The organism is Nocardia sp. NPDC041819 (genome assembly GCF_055590505.1).
Map to the genome: position 1 here is coordinate 109,832 of NZ_JBVJAP010000009.1, position 16,641 is coordinate 126,472.

The window sequence follows — 16,641 nt, forward strand, 5'->3', positions numbered from 1 at the left end:
ATCGGTGGATACCGCCGTGGTGGTTATCCGCGAAATCGAGCGTCGCAGAGTCGAATTGGTGATGGCCATCGACGACTGGGTGATGCGCAGTGTGCCGCAGCATCGGCTCGGCGCCACGCTGCACACCGAAACGGTGGGCGCGGTGATCGATCGCCTCGCCGAGTCGTCGGTGCGCGCGCACCACGCGTTGATGACTCTGAACGCACACGACGAGCTGTTGCACAACGCGTGGCATCATCTCGCCGAACTCGCGGACGCCTACGACGATCTGGTGCGCGACGTCATGGCGGGCAGGCGGCGTCTGCCCGAGTGGTGAGCGGCTGATCCGTTCGCCCTTCTTGCCCGCCGGGCCACGGCCCGGCGGGTGTCAGGGTTGGTAGCGGCGGTGATCTGTGGCGAAGTCGTCCGCGACGGTCGCGGCCAGCTCGACGTAGGCCCGCTTGGTCTGCTTGTGCAGCCGGTGCAGATCGATCTCCGCGCCCTCGGACATATGCGGGTCGAACGGGATGATGTGCACCGCGCGGCACCGGGACAGGAAGTACTCCCGTAGCTGCTGGATACCGACATTCGGCGATCCGGCCCGCGGGGAGTTGATCACCACCACCGCGTTGCGCACCAAGTGGTCGTGGCCGTGCAGCGACAACCAGTCCAATGTCGCTGCGGCGCTGCGCGCTCCGTCGATGGCCGGCGAGGAGATCAGCACCAGCGAGTGCGCCAGGTCCAATACGCCTGCCATGGCCGAATGCATGAGTCCGGTACCACAGTCGGTGAGGATGATGTTGTAGAACCGCTGCAGGATCCGGGCGACCGCACGGTACTCGTCTTCGCTGAACGCCTCCGACGCGGCCGGATCGCGTTCGCTGGCCAGCACTTCCAGTCGGCTCGTCGCCTGCGAGGTGTGCCTGCGCACGTCCGAATAGCGCTGGATGGACGAATCGAGGAGCAGGTCGCGCACGGTGGACCTGGTTTGCAGCGGCACCCGCTGCGACAGGGTGCCGAAGTCGGGATTGGCATCCACCGCGATCACGCGGTCGCCCCGGATGGAGGCGAAGATCGAGCCGATACCCATTGTGGTGGTGGTCTTTCCGACACCGCCCTTGAGCGAGAGCACCGCGATCCGGTAGTCGCCGCGGACGGGCTGCCTGATCCGCGCGACCAATTCCTGGAGTCTGCGCTCCTCGGCGGACAGGCCGGGGTTGATCGAGCCGCCGGACACGTGGTGCACCGCCTTGCGCCACCCGGAGCCCGGCGCCTTCTTGGCCCGGCGCAGCGGCACGTTGTCGAGCGAGGGCTGCTGGAACGGCGCGCCTGGCGGCTGCGCGTGCGGCTGTGGGTAACCCGGCGGCGTGCCCCACTGTCCGGGCTGCGGTACCGGTTGCCCAGCGGCCTGATGTTCGGGGTGATACTGCGGAGGCGCGGAATGTGGGCCTACCGGGCCCGATTCGGGTGCAGGGGCCGGTGCGGCGGCATTGCCCCACTGGGCGGCGGGGGCCTGAGGCGGGAGACCCGGTGCCTGACCACTCGCGAATTGCGTTGGCGGACCGGCATATACGTCGCTCACCGCGTGCGGGGCGCCCGCCTGGTAGGCCATATCCGGCTGGTGCTGCGGAACCGGCTGCTGGTCGACGTTCGGTGCGTGTTCCACCGGCGCCTGCGGAACCGCCGGGTCGTTGGACTCGGCGGACAACCGGTGTCGCCCGCCGCCGGCCACGGGGCGCGCCGACGCCGGACCTACTTCGGTCGCACCGGCCCAGTTCGGGGTCGAAGCGCCCGGATCCCCCTGGACGCGAGTCGTGTTCGCCCACCCGGCCGCATCCGGTTGCGCGGCGCTTTCCGGCGCGGGGGCGGAGATAGGCGCAGCGCCGATCGCGGCGGCGCTCCGTGGTGCGGGCGAAACCGGGACTGCCCCACCCTGTTCGGCGTGCGGCCCGGTCGCGGACAGCGCTGGGGTGGGTTCCGCGACACCGTGCGCCGCGGACTGCGGGTGCGATGCCGGTGCGGAATCGGCCGACGGACGGGATTCCCGCGCCGCGCTGTCGATCTGTGCCGCAGCGTCGTTCGGCGCGGGCGGGAGACCGGGCCGACCCGGGCGACCGGTCTGTTCCGACGCGGTGTGACCGAGCCAGGGTGGCGGGCCGTCCGTGCCGCGCGGCGACCGGTACTCGTCGTGTGCCGGAGCCGGTGCGGACGCGCCGGACCCGCCGCTGTGCGGTCGCTCGTGCGGCGCGGGCGGATCGGGCAGCGGTGGAAGACGGCGGGGTGTGTCCGTCGCGGATGCCTCGGCCTGCTCGGGCCGCGGCGCGGCGAGCCAGGGTGGCGGCCCATCCGGAGTTACCGCGGTGGGCCCGGGTGGCGCGGCCTGCGGTGCCTGCGCCGGACGGTCACCTCGGAGCGTCTGGTGGGCATCGATCGGGGGCGTGGCGTCGCTCGCGCCCGGTGTGGGGCCACTCGATGATGCCGTCGGGTGCTGGACCGGTGACGTGCCCGGGATCGGCAGAGCCGCGGTGTCATGGTCGTGCGCTCGCTCGGCCGGGCTTTCGCCGGTGGGTGCCGTCGCCGGGTCGACGGTGGGCGGTGGCGTGGGTTGTGCGCTCGTCGGCGTCGACGAGTACCCGCTCTGCCATGCCATGTCGTCCGAGGCGGACGGGGACGCGGCGGGGTATCCGCCGTGCGGCGGCGGAGCGGATATATCGCTGCCCGTCTGAGCCGCGGGCTGGTTGCCGGTCGGCCACGTCTGATTCGGGCCGGTCGGCGGGATGTCCCGAGACTCGGTACCCGGCTGAGGCGCCTCGGCCGGTGGCGCCGGCGCGGCGGGGGCCTGGCCCGGGGGCGTCGACGCGGGCCACTGGCTCGGCCGCACCGCCGACAGCGCGGCGTCGAGCCGAGGGTTCCCGGTGGAGGGCCATCCGCCGATCTGTGGACCGAGCGGAGGCCGGCCGGCAGCGGCCTGGTCGGGCGCGCTCTCGCCCCGCGAGGGCCGGGCGTGCTCGTCGGGCGGCGCCGAACCGGGCCGCTCGTCGACCGATCGGCGCGGCGGCGGTGGCGGCAGATCCGGCCTGCCGGCCTGCTGGTCGTTCGACCCGGCCGGGTTCGTGGCCCTGCTGCCCAGCGGCTGGAAACCGGGGGAGGGCTGTGAGGGGTTGCGGGTGGGCAGGCTGTGCTGCGGAGTGTTGTCGCGCTGGGGGGTGTTGTCGCGCTGGGGGGTGTTGTCGCGCTGGGGGGTGTTGTCGCGCTGGGGGGTGTTGTCGAGCTGGGGCGGCGCCTGCCACGAGTTGTCCTGCGCCGGGGGCGTGCGGTCGTAGCCGGGGTGCTGCCAGGATTCGGGCGGGAGCTGGGCCGGCACGGGCTCGTCCGGGACCGGCGCGGGCGCGCGGCTCGCCTCGCTCTGCCGCTGTTCCTCGTCGGCGGCCCCCTCGTGCTTGTCGCGGCGCCAGCCCTTACGGCGCTTCTCCGGGCGCGCGGCGTCAGGGCGGTCCGCCTCTGGCGCGCGGTTCTTGAAACGTCCGCGCCTGCGGCCAGGGGTTTCCTCGATAAGTTCTTCGTGCGGAAGGTTCTGTACCGGCGCCTCGTAGCCGCTCTGGCCGACCTCGCTCTCCGACAGCCAGGGCGGCAGCATGGGCAGGCCGTCGTTGCTACGGCTCACGACTGCGCCTCGCTGCCGCTCGGTGTGCCGACGACTCGCTCGCTGCGTTCACTCACGACTTCCCTCGCTGCCGCTCGGCTCGGTCGTGGCCAGGGGCGCTCTGCCGGTGACTCGCTCGCTACGCTTACTCACGGCCTCGCCTCCCTGCCGCTCGCTTCGACCCTGACCGAGGGCGCCTCCGCCGGTGGCTCGCTCGCTGCGCCGGCTCACGCATCCCCCTCGATCTGATCGACCCAAATACCTGGACAGCGGCCAGTTTACGCGACAACCCGCCCCCGTCGCGGCACAGCGTCCGAGGCCCGCCAGTAGTGGGAAGACGGCTGCGAAACCCCAGGCGACACGGGTATACAGGGAGGCATTTTTGCCCGATCCGGAACGGGTCGGTAAGCTGGAGCGGCGGTGCACCTACGCGCCGCCTGTTTGTGTGCGAGCGGTCCGCTCCGGCGGTCGATCCATCCGAGCAGACTCAGGCAAACAAACCAGGTTGAGCGTAACCGGGATCGCGGAGGACATGGCGAAGAAAGACGGGGCCATCGAGGTCGAGGGTCGAGTTGTCGAACCGCTGCCCAATGCGATGTTCCGGATCGAGCTCGAGAACGGGCACAAGGTTCTCGCGCACATCAGCGGGAAGATGCGGCAGCACTACATTCGCATCCTGCCCGAGGACCGCGTTGTCGTCGAGCTCTCGCCCTACGACCTGTCGCGCGGCCGGATCGTATACCGCTACAAGTGATCGCGCCCGGCGCGATCGGGTCGATGCGAACCCGGCAGTCCCGGCGTGAGCCGGGGCCGAGTCGAAAGACTCGCTACAGAACTTCCCCAGTCGCCGACTGGGGAAAAACTGTGTTCACACCCCTGTGAACCACAACAGATTGGACGGACGTGAAGGTTCAGCCGAGCGTCAAGAAGATCTGCGAGAAGTGCAAGGTGATCCGCCGTCACGGCCGGGTCATGGTGATCTGCGACAACCTGCGCCACAAGCAGCGCCAGGGCTGAGCGGAGGCGAGGGAGACCTCGTCCCACCCGCCCGAGGCTTGCCGAAGGCGCCGCTCGACGCGACACCAGCCAAGCACCGAACCGCAGTTCGGATTGGCAAGAAGAACTCCCAGCACCAGCCGCACGCTGCGGATATCAGGGTTCGCCCTGGGCGTGTGCGCCTACCACCGGTTCGGAGGCCGGTGCCCCACACAAGACGAGGGGACGGACAGGGAGCAGACCTCCGCAACGATTAAGGAAGCTGCCAGATGGCACGTCTCATGGGCGTCGACCTCCCGCGCGAGAAGCGCATGGAGATCGCACTGACCTACATTTTCGGCATTGGCCGTACCCGCTCCAAGGAGATCCTCGACGCCACCGGCGTCAGCCCGGACCTGCGTTCGAAGGATCTCAGCGACGACGATCTGACGAAGCTGCGTGACTACATCGAGGCTTCGGAGTTCAAGGTCGAGGGTGACCTGCGCCGTGAGGTGCAGGCCGATATTCGCCGCAAGATCGAGATCGGCTGCTACCAGGGCCTGCGCCACCGTCGTGGCCTGCCCGTGCGTGGCCAGCGCACCAAGACCAACGCGCGCACCCGCAAGGGCCCGAAGCGCACCGTCGCCGGCAAGAAGAAGTAGGGATAACCGATGCCTCCGAAGTCCAGGGCCTCCGGCCCCAAGAAGACCCAGAAGTCGCGTCGCCGGGAAAAGAAGAACGTCCCGCACGGCCACGCGCACATCAAGAGCACGTTCAACAACACGATCGTGTCGATCACCGACCCGAGCGGCAACGTCATCTCCTGGGCGTCGTCCGGGCACGTCGGCTTCAAGGGTTCGCGCAAGTCGACCCCGTTCGCCGCGCAGCTCGCCGCCGAGAACGCCGCCCGCAAGGCGCAGGAGAACGGCGTCAAGAAGGTCGACGTGTTCGTGAAGGGCCCCGGTTCGGGCCGCGAGACCGCGATCCGCTCGCTGCAGGCCGCAGGCCTCGAGGTGGGCACGATCTCCGATGTCACCCCGCAGCCGCACAACGGCTGCCGTCCGCCCAAGCGGCGTCGCGTCTAGCGGGAAAGGAATAGCGAACAATGGCTCGTTACACAGGCCCTATCACCCGCAAGTCGCGTCGTCTGCGCGTCGACCTCGTCGGAGGCGACCAGGCGTTCGAGCGTCGTCCCTACCCGCCCGGCCAGCACGGCCGCGCGCGGATCAAGGAGAGCGAGTACCTGCTCCAGCTGCAGGAGAAGCAGAAGGCCCGCTTCTCCTACGGCGTCATGGAGAAGCAGTTCCGCCGGTACTACGAAGAGGCCAACCGCCTCAAGGGCAAGACCGGTGACAACCTGCTGCGTCTGCTCGAGACCCGGCTGGACAACGTCGTGTACCGCGCCGGTCTGGCGCGTACCCGCCGCCAGGCTCGCCAGCTGGTCTCGCACGGCCACTTCCTGGTGAACAACAAGAAGGTCGACGTTCCCAGCTTCCAGGTCACCCAGTACGACATCATCGATGTCAAGGAGAAGTCGCTGGGCACCCTGCCGTTCCAGGTGGCGCGCGAGACCGTCGGCGACCGCCCGGTGCCGGGCTGGCTGCAGGTGATCCCGGGCCGGCTGCGGATCCTGGTCCACCAGTTGCCGGAGCGCGCCCAGATCGATGTGCCGCTGCAGGAACAGCTGATCGTCGAGTACTACTCGAAGTAATCGGCACGTGCTGCTGGTGTGTGGTCGCCCGGACACGGGCGGCCACACACAACCCCTGAGACGAGGCGTCAAATAGCGGGCGCCCAAAAAGGAGGATGATCCTAATGCTGATTTCACAGCGTCCCACGCTGACCGAAGAGGTCGTCGCCGAGAACCGCTCGAAGTTCACCATCGAGCCGCTCGAGCCGGGCTTCGGTTACACCCTCGGCAACTCGCTGCGGCGTACCCTGCTGTCCTCGATTCCGGGGGCGGCGGTCACGAGCATCCGCATCGACGGCGTCCTGCACGAGTTCACCACCGTCCCGGGCGTGAAGGAAGATGTCACCGACATCATCCTGAACCTCAAGGGCCTGGTCGTGTCCTCGGAGGAGGACGAGCCGGTCACGATGTACGTGCGCAAGCAGGGTCCGGGCACCGTCACCGCCGGTGACATCGTCCCGCCCAGCGGCGTCGTGGTGCACAACCCGGACATGCACATCGCGACCCTGAACGACAAGGGCAAGCTGGAGATCGAGCTCGTCGTCGAGCGCGGTCGCGGCTACGTCCCCGCCGTGCAGAACAAGGCCTCCGGTGCGGAAATCGGCCGGATCCCGGTGGATTCGATCTACTCGCCGGTGCTGAAGGTGACCTACAAGGTCGAGGCCACCCGCGTCGAGCAGCGCACCGACTTCGACCGGCTCATCCTGGACGTGGAGACCAAGAACTCCATCAGCGCGCGGGACGCGCTCGCCTCGGCGGGCAAGACCCTGGTCGAGCTCTTCGGCCTGGCCCGTGAGCTGAACGTCGAAGCCGAGGGCATCGAGATCGGCCCCTCGCCTGCCGAGGCGGATCACATCGCCTCGTTCGGCCTGCCGATCGAGGACCTGGACCTCACCGTCCGGTCCTACAACTGCCTCAAGCGCGAGGGTGTGCACACCGTGGGCGAGCTGGTCGCCCGCACCGAGTCGGATCTGCTGGACATTCGCAACTTCGGCCAGAAGTCCATCGACGAGGTCAAGGTCAAGCTGCACGCGCTCGGCCTCTCGCTCAAGGACAGTCCGGCGTCGTTCGATCCGTCCAGCGTGGTCGGCTACGACGCGAGCACCGGCACGTGGAGCGACAGCGGCACGTTCAGTGACACCGATGGCGGCGAGCAGGACTACGCCGAGACCGAACAGCTCTAGGCCGCCGGGAAGGCCCCCGGCCCGGCCTCATACCCGCGGCGTGAGCGACGCGCCCGGAGGCGGTAGCAGAGCGTAACCACGCAGGGCGCCGGGAGCGCCGCAAAGACACACAGGAGAACACCACAATGCCCAAGCCCAAGAAGGGTGCCCGCTTCGGCGGGTCGGCGTCGCACCAGAAGGCGATCTTCGCCAATCTGGCGACGGCGCTCTTCGAGCACGGCCGGATCACCACCACCGAGGCCAAGGCCAAGGCCGTGCGCCCCTACGCGGAGAAGCTGATCACCAAGGCGAAGGGCGGCACTCTGGCCGACCGTCGCGAGGTGCTGAAGGTCATCCGCAACAAGAACGTCGTACACGAACTCTTCGCCGAGATCGGTCCGTCGTTCGAGGGACGCGAGGGTGGTTACACCCGCATCACCAAGACGCTGCCGCGTAAGGGTGACAACGCGCCGATGGCGATCATCGAGCTGGTGCGGGAGAAGACCGTGACCAACGAGGCCGATCGCGCCCGTCGCGTCGCCGCGTCGAAGAAGGCGGAGGAGGCTCCGGCCGCCGAGGTCGTCGAGGAGGAGGCCGAGGAGGCCACCGCCGAGACCGCCGAGGCTCCGGCTGCCGAGGAGGCCGCTGAGGACAAGAAGGACGCCTGACGCCGAGCGTTCGGAGTCCGCGCACGAGCCCGCCACCCGCACTGGGTCGGCGGGCTCGTTCGTTTCGACCGGAGGATCATGTGACCGTGGAGGAATCGGTGGGATCGAGTGCGGACCGGCCGCCCGAGGACGTGCTGGAAACCGGCATGTCGCGAGTCCGGCTGAGCATCGCCTACGACGGCACGGATTTCACCGGCTGGGCACGTCAGCCCGGTCTGCGCACCGTGCAGGGCGTGCTGGAGGACGCGCTGAGCAAGGTGTTCCGCGAGCCGATCCAGCTGACCGTGGCGGGGCGAACGGACGCGGGCGTGCACGCCGAGGGGCAGGTCGCGCATTTCGACACGTCCGGCGAACTGGACGCGGAGAAGCTGGTGCACCGAATGGCGCGATTCCTGCCGCAGGACGTGCGGATCACGGGGGCGCGCCCGGCCCCGCCCGAGTTCGATGCCCGGTTCTCCGCCATCCGCCGCCACTATGCCTATCGGTTGACCACCGCGCCGTACGGAGCGGAGCCGCTGCACGCCCGCAGCGTGGTCGCTTGCCGATCCGGCGTCGATGTCGGGGCCATGCGGGAGGCTTCGCGAACACTGTTGGGGCTGCACGATTTCGCCGCGTTCTGCCGCCGCAGAGAGGGCGCGACGACGGTCCGGGAGTTGCAGCGCTTCGACTGGGTGCACGACGGCGATCTGCTGGTCGCCTACGTCAGCGCCGACGCGTTCTGCTGGTCGATGGTGCGCAGCCTGGTCGGCGCGGTGCTCGCCGTCGGCGAGGGGCGGCGCGCCGTGGAATGGGTTGCCGCGCTGCTGCGGGAGACGGAGCGCTCCAGCTCGGTCACCGTCGCGCCCGCACACGGTTTGAGCCTGATCGCCGTCGACTACCCGGCCGACGGGGAACTCGCCGCCCGTAACGCGCAGACGCGGGAGATGCGATCGGTCCCGGCCCCGCAGGCGGGTTGCTGCGGCGACTAGGAATGCGGGCTGCCCGCACCCGTGCTCGGGTGCGGGCAGCGCGGCGCTCACTTCGACGATTGCGGGTATTGCTGCTGGGACTGTCCCTGCTGCTCGGCCTGCGCCGCTTGTCCGGACCGACCCGTTTGCGCTTCGATCGTCCTCGGTTCCTGGGACGCCCCGGAGATCTGGATGCGCCGCGGCTTCGCGCGCTCCGCGATCGGAATCGTCACCGAGAGCACACCGTTGTTATAGGTCGCGCTGATGTTCTCGACGTCGACGTTCTCACCCAGCGACACCTGGCGCATGAAGGTGCCCGCGAAGCGTTCCGAGGCGATCCACTGGACGCCTTCCTCGCTCGGCACGGTGCGTTGGGCCCGCAGGGTGAGCGTGCCGTTGTCGACACTGACGTCGATCGAGCCGGGATCGACGCCGGGCAGGTCCGCGTTCAGGACGTAGTGATCTCCCGCCTTGAACAGATCCATCGGCATGAATCGCGGTGCGCGAGCGGTTCCTGCGCTTTCACCGAGCAACTGGCGGGCGACAGTGTCGATGTCATGAAATGGATCGAATCTCAGCACAGCGATCACCTCCATCTCGTTAGTGGTGACGCCTGCCACGGCGGCGGGCGCCATAGCTGTGCAATAGCCACAGTAGCCCTCCTGAAGCGGGAGAGCATCAAGCCCGACGGATACGCGGCCGCGAGATCCGCCGGCACGGAATAGCCGCCTCCGGGCACGTGTTGGCTCGGGACATGGCATTCGACAGTCTCGGACGGTTCGGAGTGTGGCGGGCGTTCAACGGGTTCGGCCCCGAGGACGCACGGGAATTGGAGCAGCTGGGCTACGGCGCGCTGTGGTTGGGGGCCTCGCCGCCCGCGGATCTGGCAGCCGTCGAACCGCTGCTGGAGGCGACCGAAACGATCACCGTGGCCACCAGCATCGTGAACATCTGGGCCTCGCCCGCGAAGGAGACGGCCGACTCGTTCCACCGGATCGAGGCACGCTTTCCCGGCCGGTTCCTGCTCGGCATCGGTGCGGGACACCCCGAGCACACCGGCGAGTACCGCAAGCCGTACGACGCGCTGGTCGAATACCTGGACGACCTCGACGCCGCCGGTGTGCCCGCCGAACGGCGCGCGGTGGCCGCACTCGGCCCGCGGGTGCTGAAGCTGGCCGCCGAGCGGTCCGCGGGGCCGCTGCCGTACTTCGTGCCCGCGGCGCACACCGCGAAGGCCCGCGAGATCGTCGGCCCGGACGCGCTGCTGGCCACCGAGCACAAGGTGGTGCTGACCGATGACACCCGAGCCGCGCACGCCGTCGCCGACGGGACCGTCGAGTTCTACCTGGGCTTGACCAACTACGCGTCGAACCTGCGCCGGTTCGGCTTCACCGACGCCGACCTCGCTGTCCCGCCCGGTGATCGCGTGTTCGACGCCGTTATCGCGTACGGCACACCGGAGCGGATCGCCGCCCGGCTGTCGGAGCACCTCGACGCCGGTGCCGACCATGTCGCGGTGCAGATCCTCGGCGACAACTACCTTCCCGCGCTGCGCACCCTCGCCCCACTGCTGACCGCGAGAGCCTGAGCATCGGCTCGCCTCCGGCCCCGGCCTCTTGCCGGGGCCGGAGGGGTTTTCCGGCGATCGTCCTAAGGGACTGTTAGGAAGCATCGAGAGCCATTCCGCGAGCTTGTGACTGTCGCCACACTGATCTGCGACGACGTGATGAGGCGTCGGAGGAGGAGATCTTGTGACTACGACACAGCCCGTGAGTGAGCGCCGGGTGGTCGCGAACGTGCTACGCGGATCCATCGGAAACCTGGTCGAGTGGTACGACTGGTATGTCTACACGGCGTTCGGCGTGTACTTCGCGCAGGTGTTCTTCCCGAAAGGCGACCCGGTCGCACAATTGCTGTCCACTGCGGCGGTGTTCTCCGTCGGCTTCCTGATGCGTCCGCTCGGGGGGTGGGCGCTTGGATGGTACGCGGATCGGTTCGGGCGGCGCGCAGCATTGACCCTGTCGGTGACGGTGATGGCGGCCGGGTCGCTGTTGATCGCCGTGACCCCCGGATATCAGACGATCGGGTTGGCGGCGCCGCTACTTCTGCTGCTGGCGCGGCTACTGCAAGGGCTGTCGGTCGGCGGGGAATACGCGACCAGTGCAACCTATCTGTCCGAAGTAGCCTCGGCCGGACGGCGCGGGTTCTATTCGAGTTTTCAGTATGTGACGCTGGTAGCCGGGCAGCTGACCGCTCTCGGCCTCCAAATCGTCTTGCAGCAGCTGCTGACCGCAGATCAGATGCACAGCTGGGGATGGCGGATTCCATTCCTGATCGGGTCGGGCGGTGCAATTGTGGTCATGGTGTTGCGACGCGGGATGGACGAGTCGGAATCCTTCCGTGCGGCAGCAGCGCAGGGTGGGCATTCCGGTGAGGCCCGCGGCTCATTCCGCGTGCTGCTGCAGTATCCGCGCGAATGCCTGCTGGTGGTCGGTCTAACTCTGGGCGGGACGGTGGCGTTCTATACCTTCACGACATACATCCAGAAGTTCATGGTCTACACCAGTGGCATCGCCAAGCCGACGGTGGCATGGATCAACTTCCTCGCCCTTTTGGTCTTCGTGGTGCTACAGCCGCTCGCAGGTGCCCTGTCCGATCGCATCGGCCGCCGCAAGCTGCTGATCTTCTTCGGCGTGTCCGGCACTCTCCTGACAGTGCCGATCATGGGGCTGCTGGCGCACACCACCAATCCGATCGCCGCATGGGGATTGATGATGGTTGCGTTGGTAATCGTCACCGGATACACCTCGATCAACGCAATCGTGAAGGCCGAGCTGTTTCCGACGAAGATTCGCGCGCTCGGTGTCGGCCTGCCATACGCGCTGACCGTCGCCATATTCGGCGGCACCGCCGAACTGATCGCACTGGCACTGAAGAAGGCGGAGCTGGAGGCGGTGTTCTTCTTCTACGTCGCGGGCTGCATCGCCATCTCGCTGATCACCTACTACTTCATGCGGGAGACGTCGGCCTCGTCGGCGATCGACGCGGAGGAGCCCGGTGCCGGCGCCGGGTCCAGTGCCTCGGCGTCCGAGCCGGGACGGCCGAGGGCCACCGTGCGTGACTGACCGTCCGGCACACGCGCCGGTCCCCCCGCTGTGGGAGGATCGGCGCGTGCGGCTTGCGGTGGTCGAGGACGACGACGGCGTGGGAGACGCGCTGGTCGAGGCCTTGAACGCTCGCGGTTACCGCGCCGAACGCATGCGTCGCGGAGCGGATCTGCTGGTCGCGCATCGCGACTTCGACGCCGTGGTCCTCGACCTCGGACTGCCCGACGGTGACGGTCTGCAGGTGCTGCGCAGACTGCGCGAGGTGAGTTCGGTTCCGGTGCTGATCCTCACCGCGCGCAGCGACGAACGCTCGATCGTGCGCGGCCTGCGCGGCGGCGCGGACGACTATCTGGTCAAGCCGCCGCGGATCGCGGAACTCGTCGCGCGGCTGGAGACGGTCACCAGGCGGGCGGCGGCCGCGGCGCGGCAGGCGCAATCGGTGGTCGTCACCGGTGACGTGCGGGTGGACCTGGGGGCCCGCGTGGTGGAGGTCGCCGGTGCGCCGGTGCCGCTGACCCAGAAGGAGTTCGAGTTGGTCGAGGCGCTGGTGGAACGGCCGGGGGCCGCGGTGAGTCGCCAGCAGTTGATGGATCGCATCTGGGGTGACGCCTTCGTCGCCGTCTCGCGTTCCCTCGATGTGCACATGACCGGTCTGCGGGCGAAGCTCAACCGGCCCGGCCTGATCACCACCATCCGCGGATATGGGTACAGGTGGGGGCAGTGAGAGCGGTTCGGGGTGCCGGAGGTATGCCATGCGGCGTCGCTTGCTCGTCGCGCTGACGTTGTTCGCGGCCATCGCGGTGCTGGCGTTCGCGGTGCCGCTGTCGCTGACCATCGCCACCAGCCGCACTCAGCAGCTGATGCTGGCCCGGTCCGGGGACGCCGACCGCTTCGCCACTCTGGCCGACGACGCGGTCACCACGGGAGACAGCCGCGCGCTGGCCGACGAGGTACTGCGCTATCACGACCTGTACGGCGAGAACGTGCTGGTGGTCGACGCCAGGGGTGCGACGACGGTGAACGCGGGCGCGGACGTGAACGATCGCGACGTCGAGGCGGCGGTGGCGGCCGCTCGCCGCAACCAGCGCCCGCACGCGGCGGACAAGCTGACGCCGTGGGGCGCGCCGACCATGCTCGTCGCACGGCCGGTGGGCACCGGCGTGCAGGTGAACGGCGCCGTGGTGATCGAGGCGTCGACGGCTCGGGCCCGCAGTGACATCGCGCGGGCCTGGGCGGTGATCGTGTTCGGCGGCGTCGTCGCGATGGTGCTGTTCGTGCTGCTGGCGGTGACGATCGGCCGCTGGGTGCTGCGGCCGCTGGCGGCGCTGTCGCAGGGGGTGGCGGAATTGACCGCGACGCTGCCCAAGCCGCGCGCGGGGACAATCGCTCCGGTATCGATCGCGGGCCGCTACGGCGGGCCGCCGGAGATGCGCGCGCTGGCGGAGTCCTTCGACGCGATGGCTCTGGCGGTCGCCGATTCGGCGGACGCGCAGCGCCAACTGGTCGCCGACACCGCACACGCGATGCGCAACCCGCTGGCCGCTCTCACCATCCGTCTCGACTCGCTGGAGCCCGCGATCCCGGCGAGCGCGGCGAGCACCTTCCGCGGCGCGGGCGCCGAGGTCGACCGGCTCACCGCGCTGCTCGACGGCCTGCTCAGCTTGGCCGTCGCCGAGACGCCCGCGGCCTTCGACATCGCGCACACCGCCGAGGGCGACAACCAATGCGACGCCGTGCAGGTGGCGGCCGACCGATTCGACGCCTGGTGCTCGGCGTTCGAGGCGGCCGGCCAGCGACTGCGGGTGCCGCCCATGACCGAGCGCGCCGACGTCGCGGTCCCCGCCGACGTGCTCGCGCAGATGCTCGACGTACCGCTGAGCAACGCCACGCGCTACGCGGGGGCGGGCGTGCACGTCGATCTCGTCGTCGCGACGGAGCCGGGCTGGGTCACCGTGACCGTCCGCGACGACGGCATCGGTGTTCCCCCCGACGAGATAGACAAGCTGACCACGCGTTTCTTCCGTGGTTCGTCCGCAAGGACCGGTGGCTCGGGGCTGGGCCTGCCGATCGCCGCGGCGTTGGCGCAGGCGCGCGGTGGCGAGCTCACCGTCGTGGCGACGCGTCCGCACGGTCTCGCGGTGAGTGTGCGATTGCCCGCGGCGGAGGCCCGGTGACCGGCCGCGTGTCGATCCTCCGGCGCGGCATCGATCGGCGCGGCTTTCTCGCGTTGGCGGTCGCCGCGGGTGTCGCAGGCTGCGCTCCGAGCGGCGGGGAAGCCACGGTGCGGCTGGCCTCGGGCGAGGTCGGCGGCTTCTATCACGCCTTCGCGGGGTTGCTCGGCCTGGCCGCCGAGAAAATCGGAGACGTGCGGATCGAGCGGGTGGCCACCTCGGGCTCGCAGGCCAATCTGGCTTTGCTCGCGCGCGGCGAGGTCGATGCCGCATTAGCGCTCGCGGACTCGCTGCGAGACGACGCCGATCGGATGTGCGCGCTGGGGCGGGTCTACGAGAACTACCTGCAGTTGGTCGTGCGCTCGGACAGCACGATCGGCTCGGTCGCGGATCTGCGCGGAACCCGGGTGAGCCTCGGTGCGGAAGGGTCGGGCGCGGCCCTGACCGGCGAGCGGATCTTGCGCGTCGCGGGGCTGGACCCGCATGCCGACGTGGCGATTTCGCACCGCCCCTTGGCGGAGGCAGTGGCCGCCCTGACCGCAGGTGAGGCCGATGCGCTGTTGTGGGCGGGCGGCGTCCCGACCAGGCTGCTCGCGGTGCCGAGCCGGATGCGGCTGGTGGACATGGGCGAACTGGCCGCACCGATGCGAGAGCTGTTCGGGCCGGTGTACGACCGGGTCGCTATCCCCGCGGACGCCTATCCGGGCGGTGTCTCGGTGCACACCATCGGGGTGGCCAATCTCTTGCTCGCCGCCCCCACCATGCCCGAGGATGTGGCCGCTTCGATCGTCGAACTGCTGGTATGGCACGCCGACGCGCTGGTGCCCACCGAAGCGGCGGGCACCCAGTTCCTCGACGGGCGCTCGCTGATCAGCACCGGCTCGATTCCGCTACATCCCGGCGCTGCCGCGGTCTACCGCCGCTGGCACGGCTAGCGACGTCAGGACCGGACCAAACGGGCGATGGCGTCGGTGGCCTCCTTGATCTTGGCTTCGGCCTCCGGGCCACCCGCGACGGCCGCGTCGACCACGCAGTGGCTGATGTGGTCCTCCAGCAGGCCCATCGCTACCGCCTGCAGGGCTTTCGTCATCGCGGAGACCTGGGTGAGGATGTCGATGCAGTACTTCTCCTCGTCGACCATCCGCTGCAGACCGCGCGCTTGGCCCTCGATGCGCCGCAGCCGCTTGAGGTAGTCGTCCTTGGCGGTGATATAGCCGTGCGTGGCATGCTCGGCCGCCGTGTGGTCGTGGGGGGAATCTGCCACCGATGTCTCCTCGCTGCCTGCCGGTCACCGAAACCGGATCAATACCCCCCTAGGGTACAGTTTTCCGACCGTCTTGTCAGGTCGGACCCGTGTCACGACCACCCGGCGGCCGGCCGCGACAGTCGACGAGCCCCTCCGGAAGCAGGGTAACGCGCAGCCCGCCGCGCGACGGCCATCGCGGGACGAGACAATCGGGGTATGAGTTCGCACCCCCGGCCCGCGCTCGCCGTCATCGGCGGCAGCGGCTTCTACGATTTCTTCGACAACGAGGCGACCACCATCGAGGTCGAGACTCCCTATGGCGCCCCGAGCGCGGGGATCGCCGTCGGAGAGGTGGAGGGCAGGCCGGTGGCGTTCCTGCCGCGACACGGCAAGAACCACGAATTCGCGCCGCACACCCTGCCCTACCGGGCCAATCTGTGGGCCCTGCGCTCGCTGGGTGTGCGCCGCGTCTTCGCGCCCTGCGCGGTGGGCAGCCTGCGGGCGGACTGGGGCCCCGGCACGGTCGCGGTGCCGGATCAGCTGGTCGACCGGACCTCCGGCCGTCCGCAGACCTACTTCGACGGCGGCGGCATTCACGTGTCCTTCGCCGATCCGTACTGCGAGGAACTGCGTGCCGCCGCCATCAAGGCCGAGTCCGACGCGCTGCACATGATGCACGCGGGCACGATGGTCGTGGTCGAGGGACCGCGCTTCTCCACCCGCGCCGAGAGCCGGTGGTTCGCCGCGCAGGGCTGGGACCTGGTGAACATGACCGGTCATCCGGAGGCGGTGCTCGCCCGCGAACTCGAAATGTGCTACGCCGCCGTCGCTCTCGTGACCGATCTGGACGCCGGCCTGGAGGAGGGCGAGGGAGTGCACGCCATCGACGTCTTCGCCGAGTTCAAACGCAACCTCGCGCCGTTCAAAGAGCTCATCCGCCGCGCGGTGGCCGGGGTGGACGGCACCGACACGTGTGACCGCTGCCGCGTCCACGCGGGAGTGTCGCTGCCGTTCGAACTGCCCTGAGTCCGATGGTGGTCACCGGGGCGTTC

Annotated in this window: 18 protein-coding genes; 15 read left to right on the forward strand and 3 right to left on the reverse strand. The window is 69.3% G+C overall.

Annotated elements, in window-relative coordinates:
* The first annotated feature begins 4 nt into the window (after positions 1-4).
* Positions 5-316: a DUF4254 domain-containing protein gene (locus ACZ6DL_RS24475; protein ID WP_466054470.1), complete on the forward strand. Its 312-nt coding sequence runs from the start codon at positions 5-7 to the stop codon at positions 314-316.
* 51 nt (positions 317-367) lie between these two features.
* Here the strand turns inward: ACZ6DL_RS24475 and ACZ6DL_RS24480 are convergent, their stop codons facing one another.
* Positions 368-3,643 carry a MinD/ParA family ATP-binding protein gene (locus ACZ6DL_RS24480; protein WP_466054472.1) on the reverse strand — a complete coding sequence of 1,092 codons (3,276 nt, stop codon included), beginning with the start codon at positions 3,641-3,643 and terminating at the stop codon, positions 368-370.
* 511 nt (positions 3,644-4,154) lie between these two features.
* Here ACZ6DL_RS24480 and infA point away from each other — a divergent pair.
* The 8 genes from infA to truA all read left to right on the forward strand — a co-directional run bounded on the left by infA (position 4,155) and on the right by truA (position 9,086).
* The gene (infA, locus tag ACZ6DL_RS24485; protein WP_003418601.1) at positions 4,155-4,376 is read left to right on the forward strand and encodes a translation initiation factor IF-1; all 222 of its coding nucleotides are present in this window, start codon (positions 4,155-4,157) and stop codon (positions 4,374-4,376) included.
* 149 nt (positions 4,377-4,525) lie between these two features.
* Complete coding sequence (rpmJ, locus tag ACZ6DL_RS24490) at positions 4,526-4,639, forward strand: 50S ribosomal protein L36 (RefSeq protein WP_011207363.1); 114 nt, start codon at positions 4,526-4,528, stop codon at positions 4,637-4,639.
* 248 nt (positions 4,640-4,887) lie between these two features.
* Positions 4,888-5,259: a 30S ribosomal protein S13 gene (rpsM, locus tag ACZ6DL_RS24495; RefSeq protein WP_040864911.1), complete on the forward strand. Its 372-nt coding sequence runs from the start codon at positions 4,888-4,890 to the stop codon at positions 5,257-5,259.
* Between the two features lie 9 nt (positions 5,260-5,268).
* Positions 5,269-5,682: a 30S ribosomal protein S11 gene (rpsK, locus tag ACZ6DL_RS24500; RefSeq protein WP_014349147.1), complete on the forward strand. Its 414-nt coding sequence runs from the start codon at positions 5,269-5,271 to the stop codon at positions 5,680-5,682.
* Positions 5,683-5,702: 20 nt separating this feature from the next.
* Positions 5,703-6,308, forward strand: a complete 606-nt coding sequence (gene rpsD / locus ACZ6DL_RS24505; RefSeq protein WP_043719990.1) for a 30S ribosomal protein S4 — start codon at positions 5,703-5,705, stop codon at positions 6,306-6,308.
* Between the two features lie 104 nt (positions 6,309-6,412).
* On the forward strand, positions 6,413-7,471 hold the full coding sequence (locus tag ACZ6DL_RS24510; RefSeq protein ID WP_039796155.1) for a DNA-directed RNA polymerase subunit alpha: 1,059 nt from the start codon (positions 6,413-6,415) through the stop codon (positions 7,469-7,471).
* A 125-nt stretch (positions 7,472-7,596) separates the two neighbouring features.
* Entirely contained in the window at positions 7,597-8,118 is a 522-nt protein-coding gene (rplQ, locus tag ACZ6DL_RS24515; RefSeq protein ID WP_062973156.1) for a 50S ribosomal protein L17, read from the forward strand.
* Positions 8,119-8,264: 146 nt separating this feature from the next.
* Positions 8,265-9,086 (forward strand): tRNA pseudouridine(38-40) synthase TruA, encoded by an 822-nt coding sequence (gene truA, locus ACZ6DL_RS24520; RefSeq protein WP_466054675.1) that lies wholly within the window; start codon positions 8,265-8,267, stop codon positions 9,084-9,086.
* A 47-nt stretch (positions 9,087-9,133) separates the two neighbouring features.
* Here truA and ACZ6DL_RS24525 read toward each other — a convergent pair whose 3' ends face one another.
* Complete coding sequence (locus ACZ6DL_RS24525; protein ID WP_466054677.1) at positions 9,134-9,646, reverse strand: Hsp20/alpha crystallin family protein; 513 nt, start codon at positions 9,644-9,646, stop codon at positions 9,134-9,136.
* Between the two features lie 173 nt (positions 9,647-9,819).
* Here ACZ6DL_RS24525 and ACZ6DL_RS24530 point away from each other — a divergent pair, with 173 nt between their 5' ends.
* From ACZ6DL_RS24530 to ACZ6DL_RS24550, 5 genes are all read left to right on the forward strand, one after another.
* On the forward strand, positions 9,820-10,653 hold the full coding sequence (locus ACZ6DL_RS24530) for an LLM class F420-dependent oxidoreductase (RefSeq protein WP_466054476.1): 834 nt from the start codon (positions 9,820-9,822) through the stop codon (positions 10,651-10,653).
* Positions 10,654-10,816: 163 nt separating this feature from the next.
* Positions 10,817-12,190: an MFS transporter gene (locus tag ACZ6DL_RS24535; RefSeq protein ID WP_466054478.1), complete on the forward strand. Its 1,374-nt coding sequence runs from the start codon at positions 10,817-10,819 to the stop codon at positions 12,188-12,190.
* 46 nt (positions 12,191-12,236) lie between these two features.
* Complete coding sequence (locus ACZ6DL_RS24540) at positions 12,237-12,896, forward strand: response regulator transcription factor (protein ID WP_040864915.1); 660 nt, start codon at positions 12,237-12,239, stop codon at positions 12,894-12,896.
* 28 nt (positions 12,897-12,924) lie between these two features.
* Entirely contained in the window at positions 12,925-14,346 is a 1,422-nt protein-coding gene (locus tag ACZ6DL_RS24545; protein ID WP_466054480.1) for a sensor histidine kinase, read from the forward strand.
* Positions 14,343-15,278 carry a TAXI family TRAP transporter solute-binding subunit gene (locus ACZ6DL_RS24550; protein ID WP_466054482.1) on the forward strand — a complete coding sequence of 312 codons (936 nt, stop codon included), beginning with the start codon at positions 14,343-14,345 and terminating at the stop codon, positions 15,276-15,278. Before ACZ6DL_RS24545 ends, ACZ6DL_RS24550 begins: the two co-directional genes overlap by 4 nt.
* Positions 15,279-15,283: 5 nt before the next feature.
* On the opposite strand, the gene ACZ6DL_RS24555 is transcribed toward ACZ6DL_RS24550, so the two are convergent.
* Positions 15,284-15,607 (reverse strand): metal-sensitive transcriptional regulator, encoded by a 324-nt coding sequence (locus tag ACZ6DL_RS24555; protein WP_466054484.1) that lies wholly within the window; start codon positions 15,605-15,607, stop codon positions 15,284-15,286.
* A 198-nt stretch (positions 15,608-15,805) separates the two neighbouring features.
* Between ACZ6DL_RS24555 and ACZ6DL_RS24560 the strand changes: the two genes are divergently transcribed.
* A complete protein-coding gene (locus ACZ6DL_RS24560; RefSeq protein WP_466054486.1) occupies positions 15,806-16,615 on the forward strand; it encodes an S-methyl-5'-thioadenosine phosphorylase in 810 nt (269 codons plus the stop codon).
* The last annotated feature ends 26 nt before the right edge of the window (positions 16,616-16,641 follow it).

Excerpts from the sequence above, each read along its gene's own strand:
- infA (WP_003418601.1), top strand. The coding sequence starts at position 4,155 with ATGGCGAAGAAAGACGGGGCCATCGAGGTCGAGGGTCGAGTTGTCGAA.
- rpsM (WP_040864911.1), top strand. The coding sequence starts at position 4,888 with ATGGCACGTCTCATGGGCGTCGACCTCCCGCGCGAGAAGCGCATGGAG.
- rpsK (WP_014349147.1), top strand. The coding sequence starts at position 5,269 with ATGCCTCCGAAGTCCAGGGCCTCCGGCCCCAAGAAGACCCAGAAGTCG.
- rpsD (WP_043719990.1), top strand. The coding sequence starts at position 5,703 with ATGGCTCGTTACACAGGCCCTATCACCCGCAAGTCGCGTCGTCTGCGC.
- ACZ6DL_RS24510 (WP_039796155.1), top strand. The coding sequence starts at position 6,413 with ATGCTGATTTCACAGCGTCCCACGCTGACCGAAGAGGTCGTCGCCGAG.
- rplQ (WP_062973156.1), top strand. The coding sequence starts at position 7,597 with ATGCCCAAGCCCAAGAAGGGTGCCCGCTTCGGCGGGTCGGCGTCGCAC.
- truA (WP_466054675.1), top strand. The coding sequence starts at position 8,265 with ATGTCGCGAGTCCGGCTGAGCATCGCCTACGACGGCACGGATTTCACC.
- ACZ6DL_RS24530 (WP_466054476.1), top strand. The coding sequence starts at position 9,820 with ATGGCATTCGACAGTCTCGGACGGTTCGGAGTGTGGCGGGCGTTCAAC.
- ACZ6DL_RS24545 (WP_466054480.1), top strand. The coding sequence starts at position 12,925 with ATGCGGCGTCGCTTGCTCGTCGCGCTGACGTTGTTCGCGGCCATCGCG.
- ACZ6DL_RS24560 (WP_466054486.1), top strand. The coding sequence starts at position 15,806 with ATGAGTTCGCACCCCCGGCCCGCGCTCGCCGTCATCGGCGGCAGCGGC.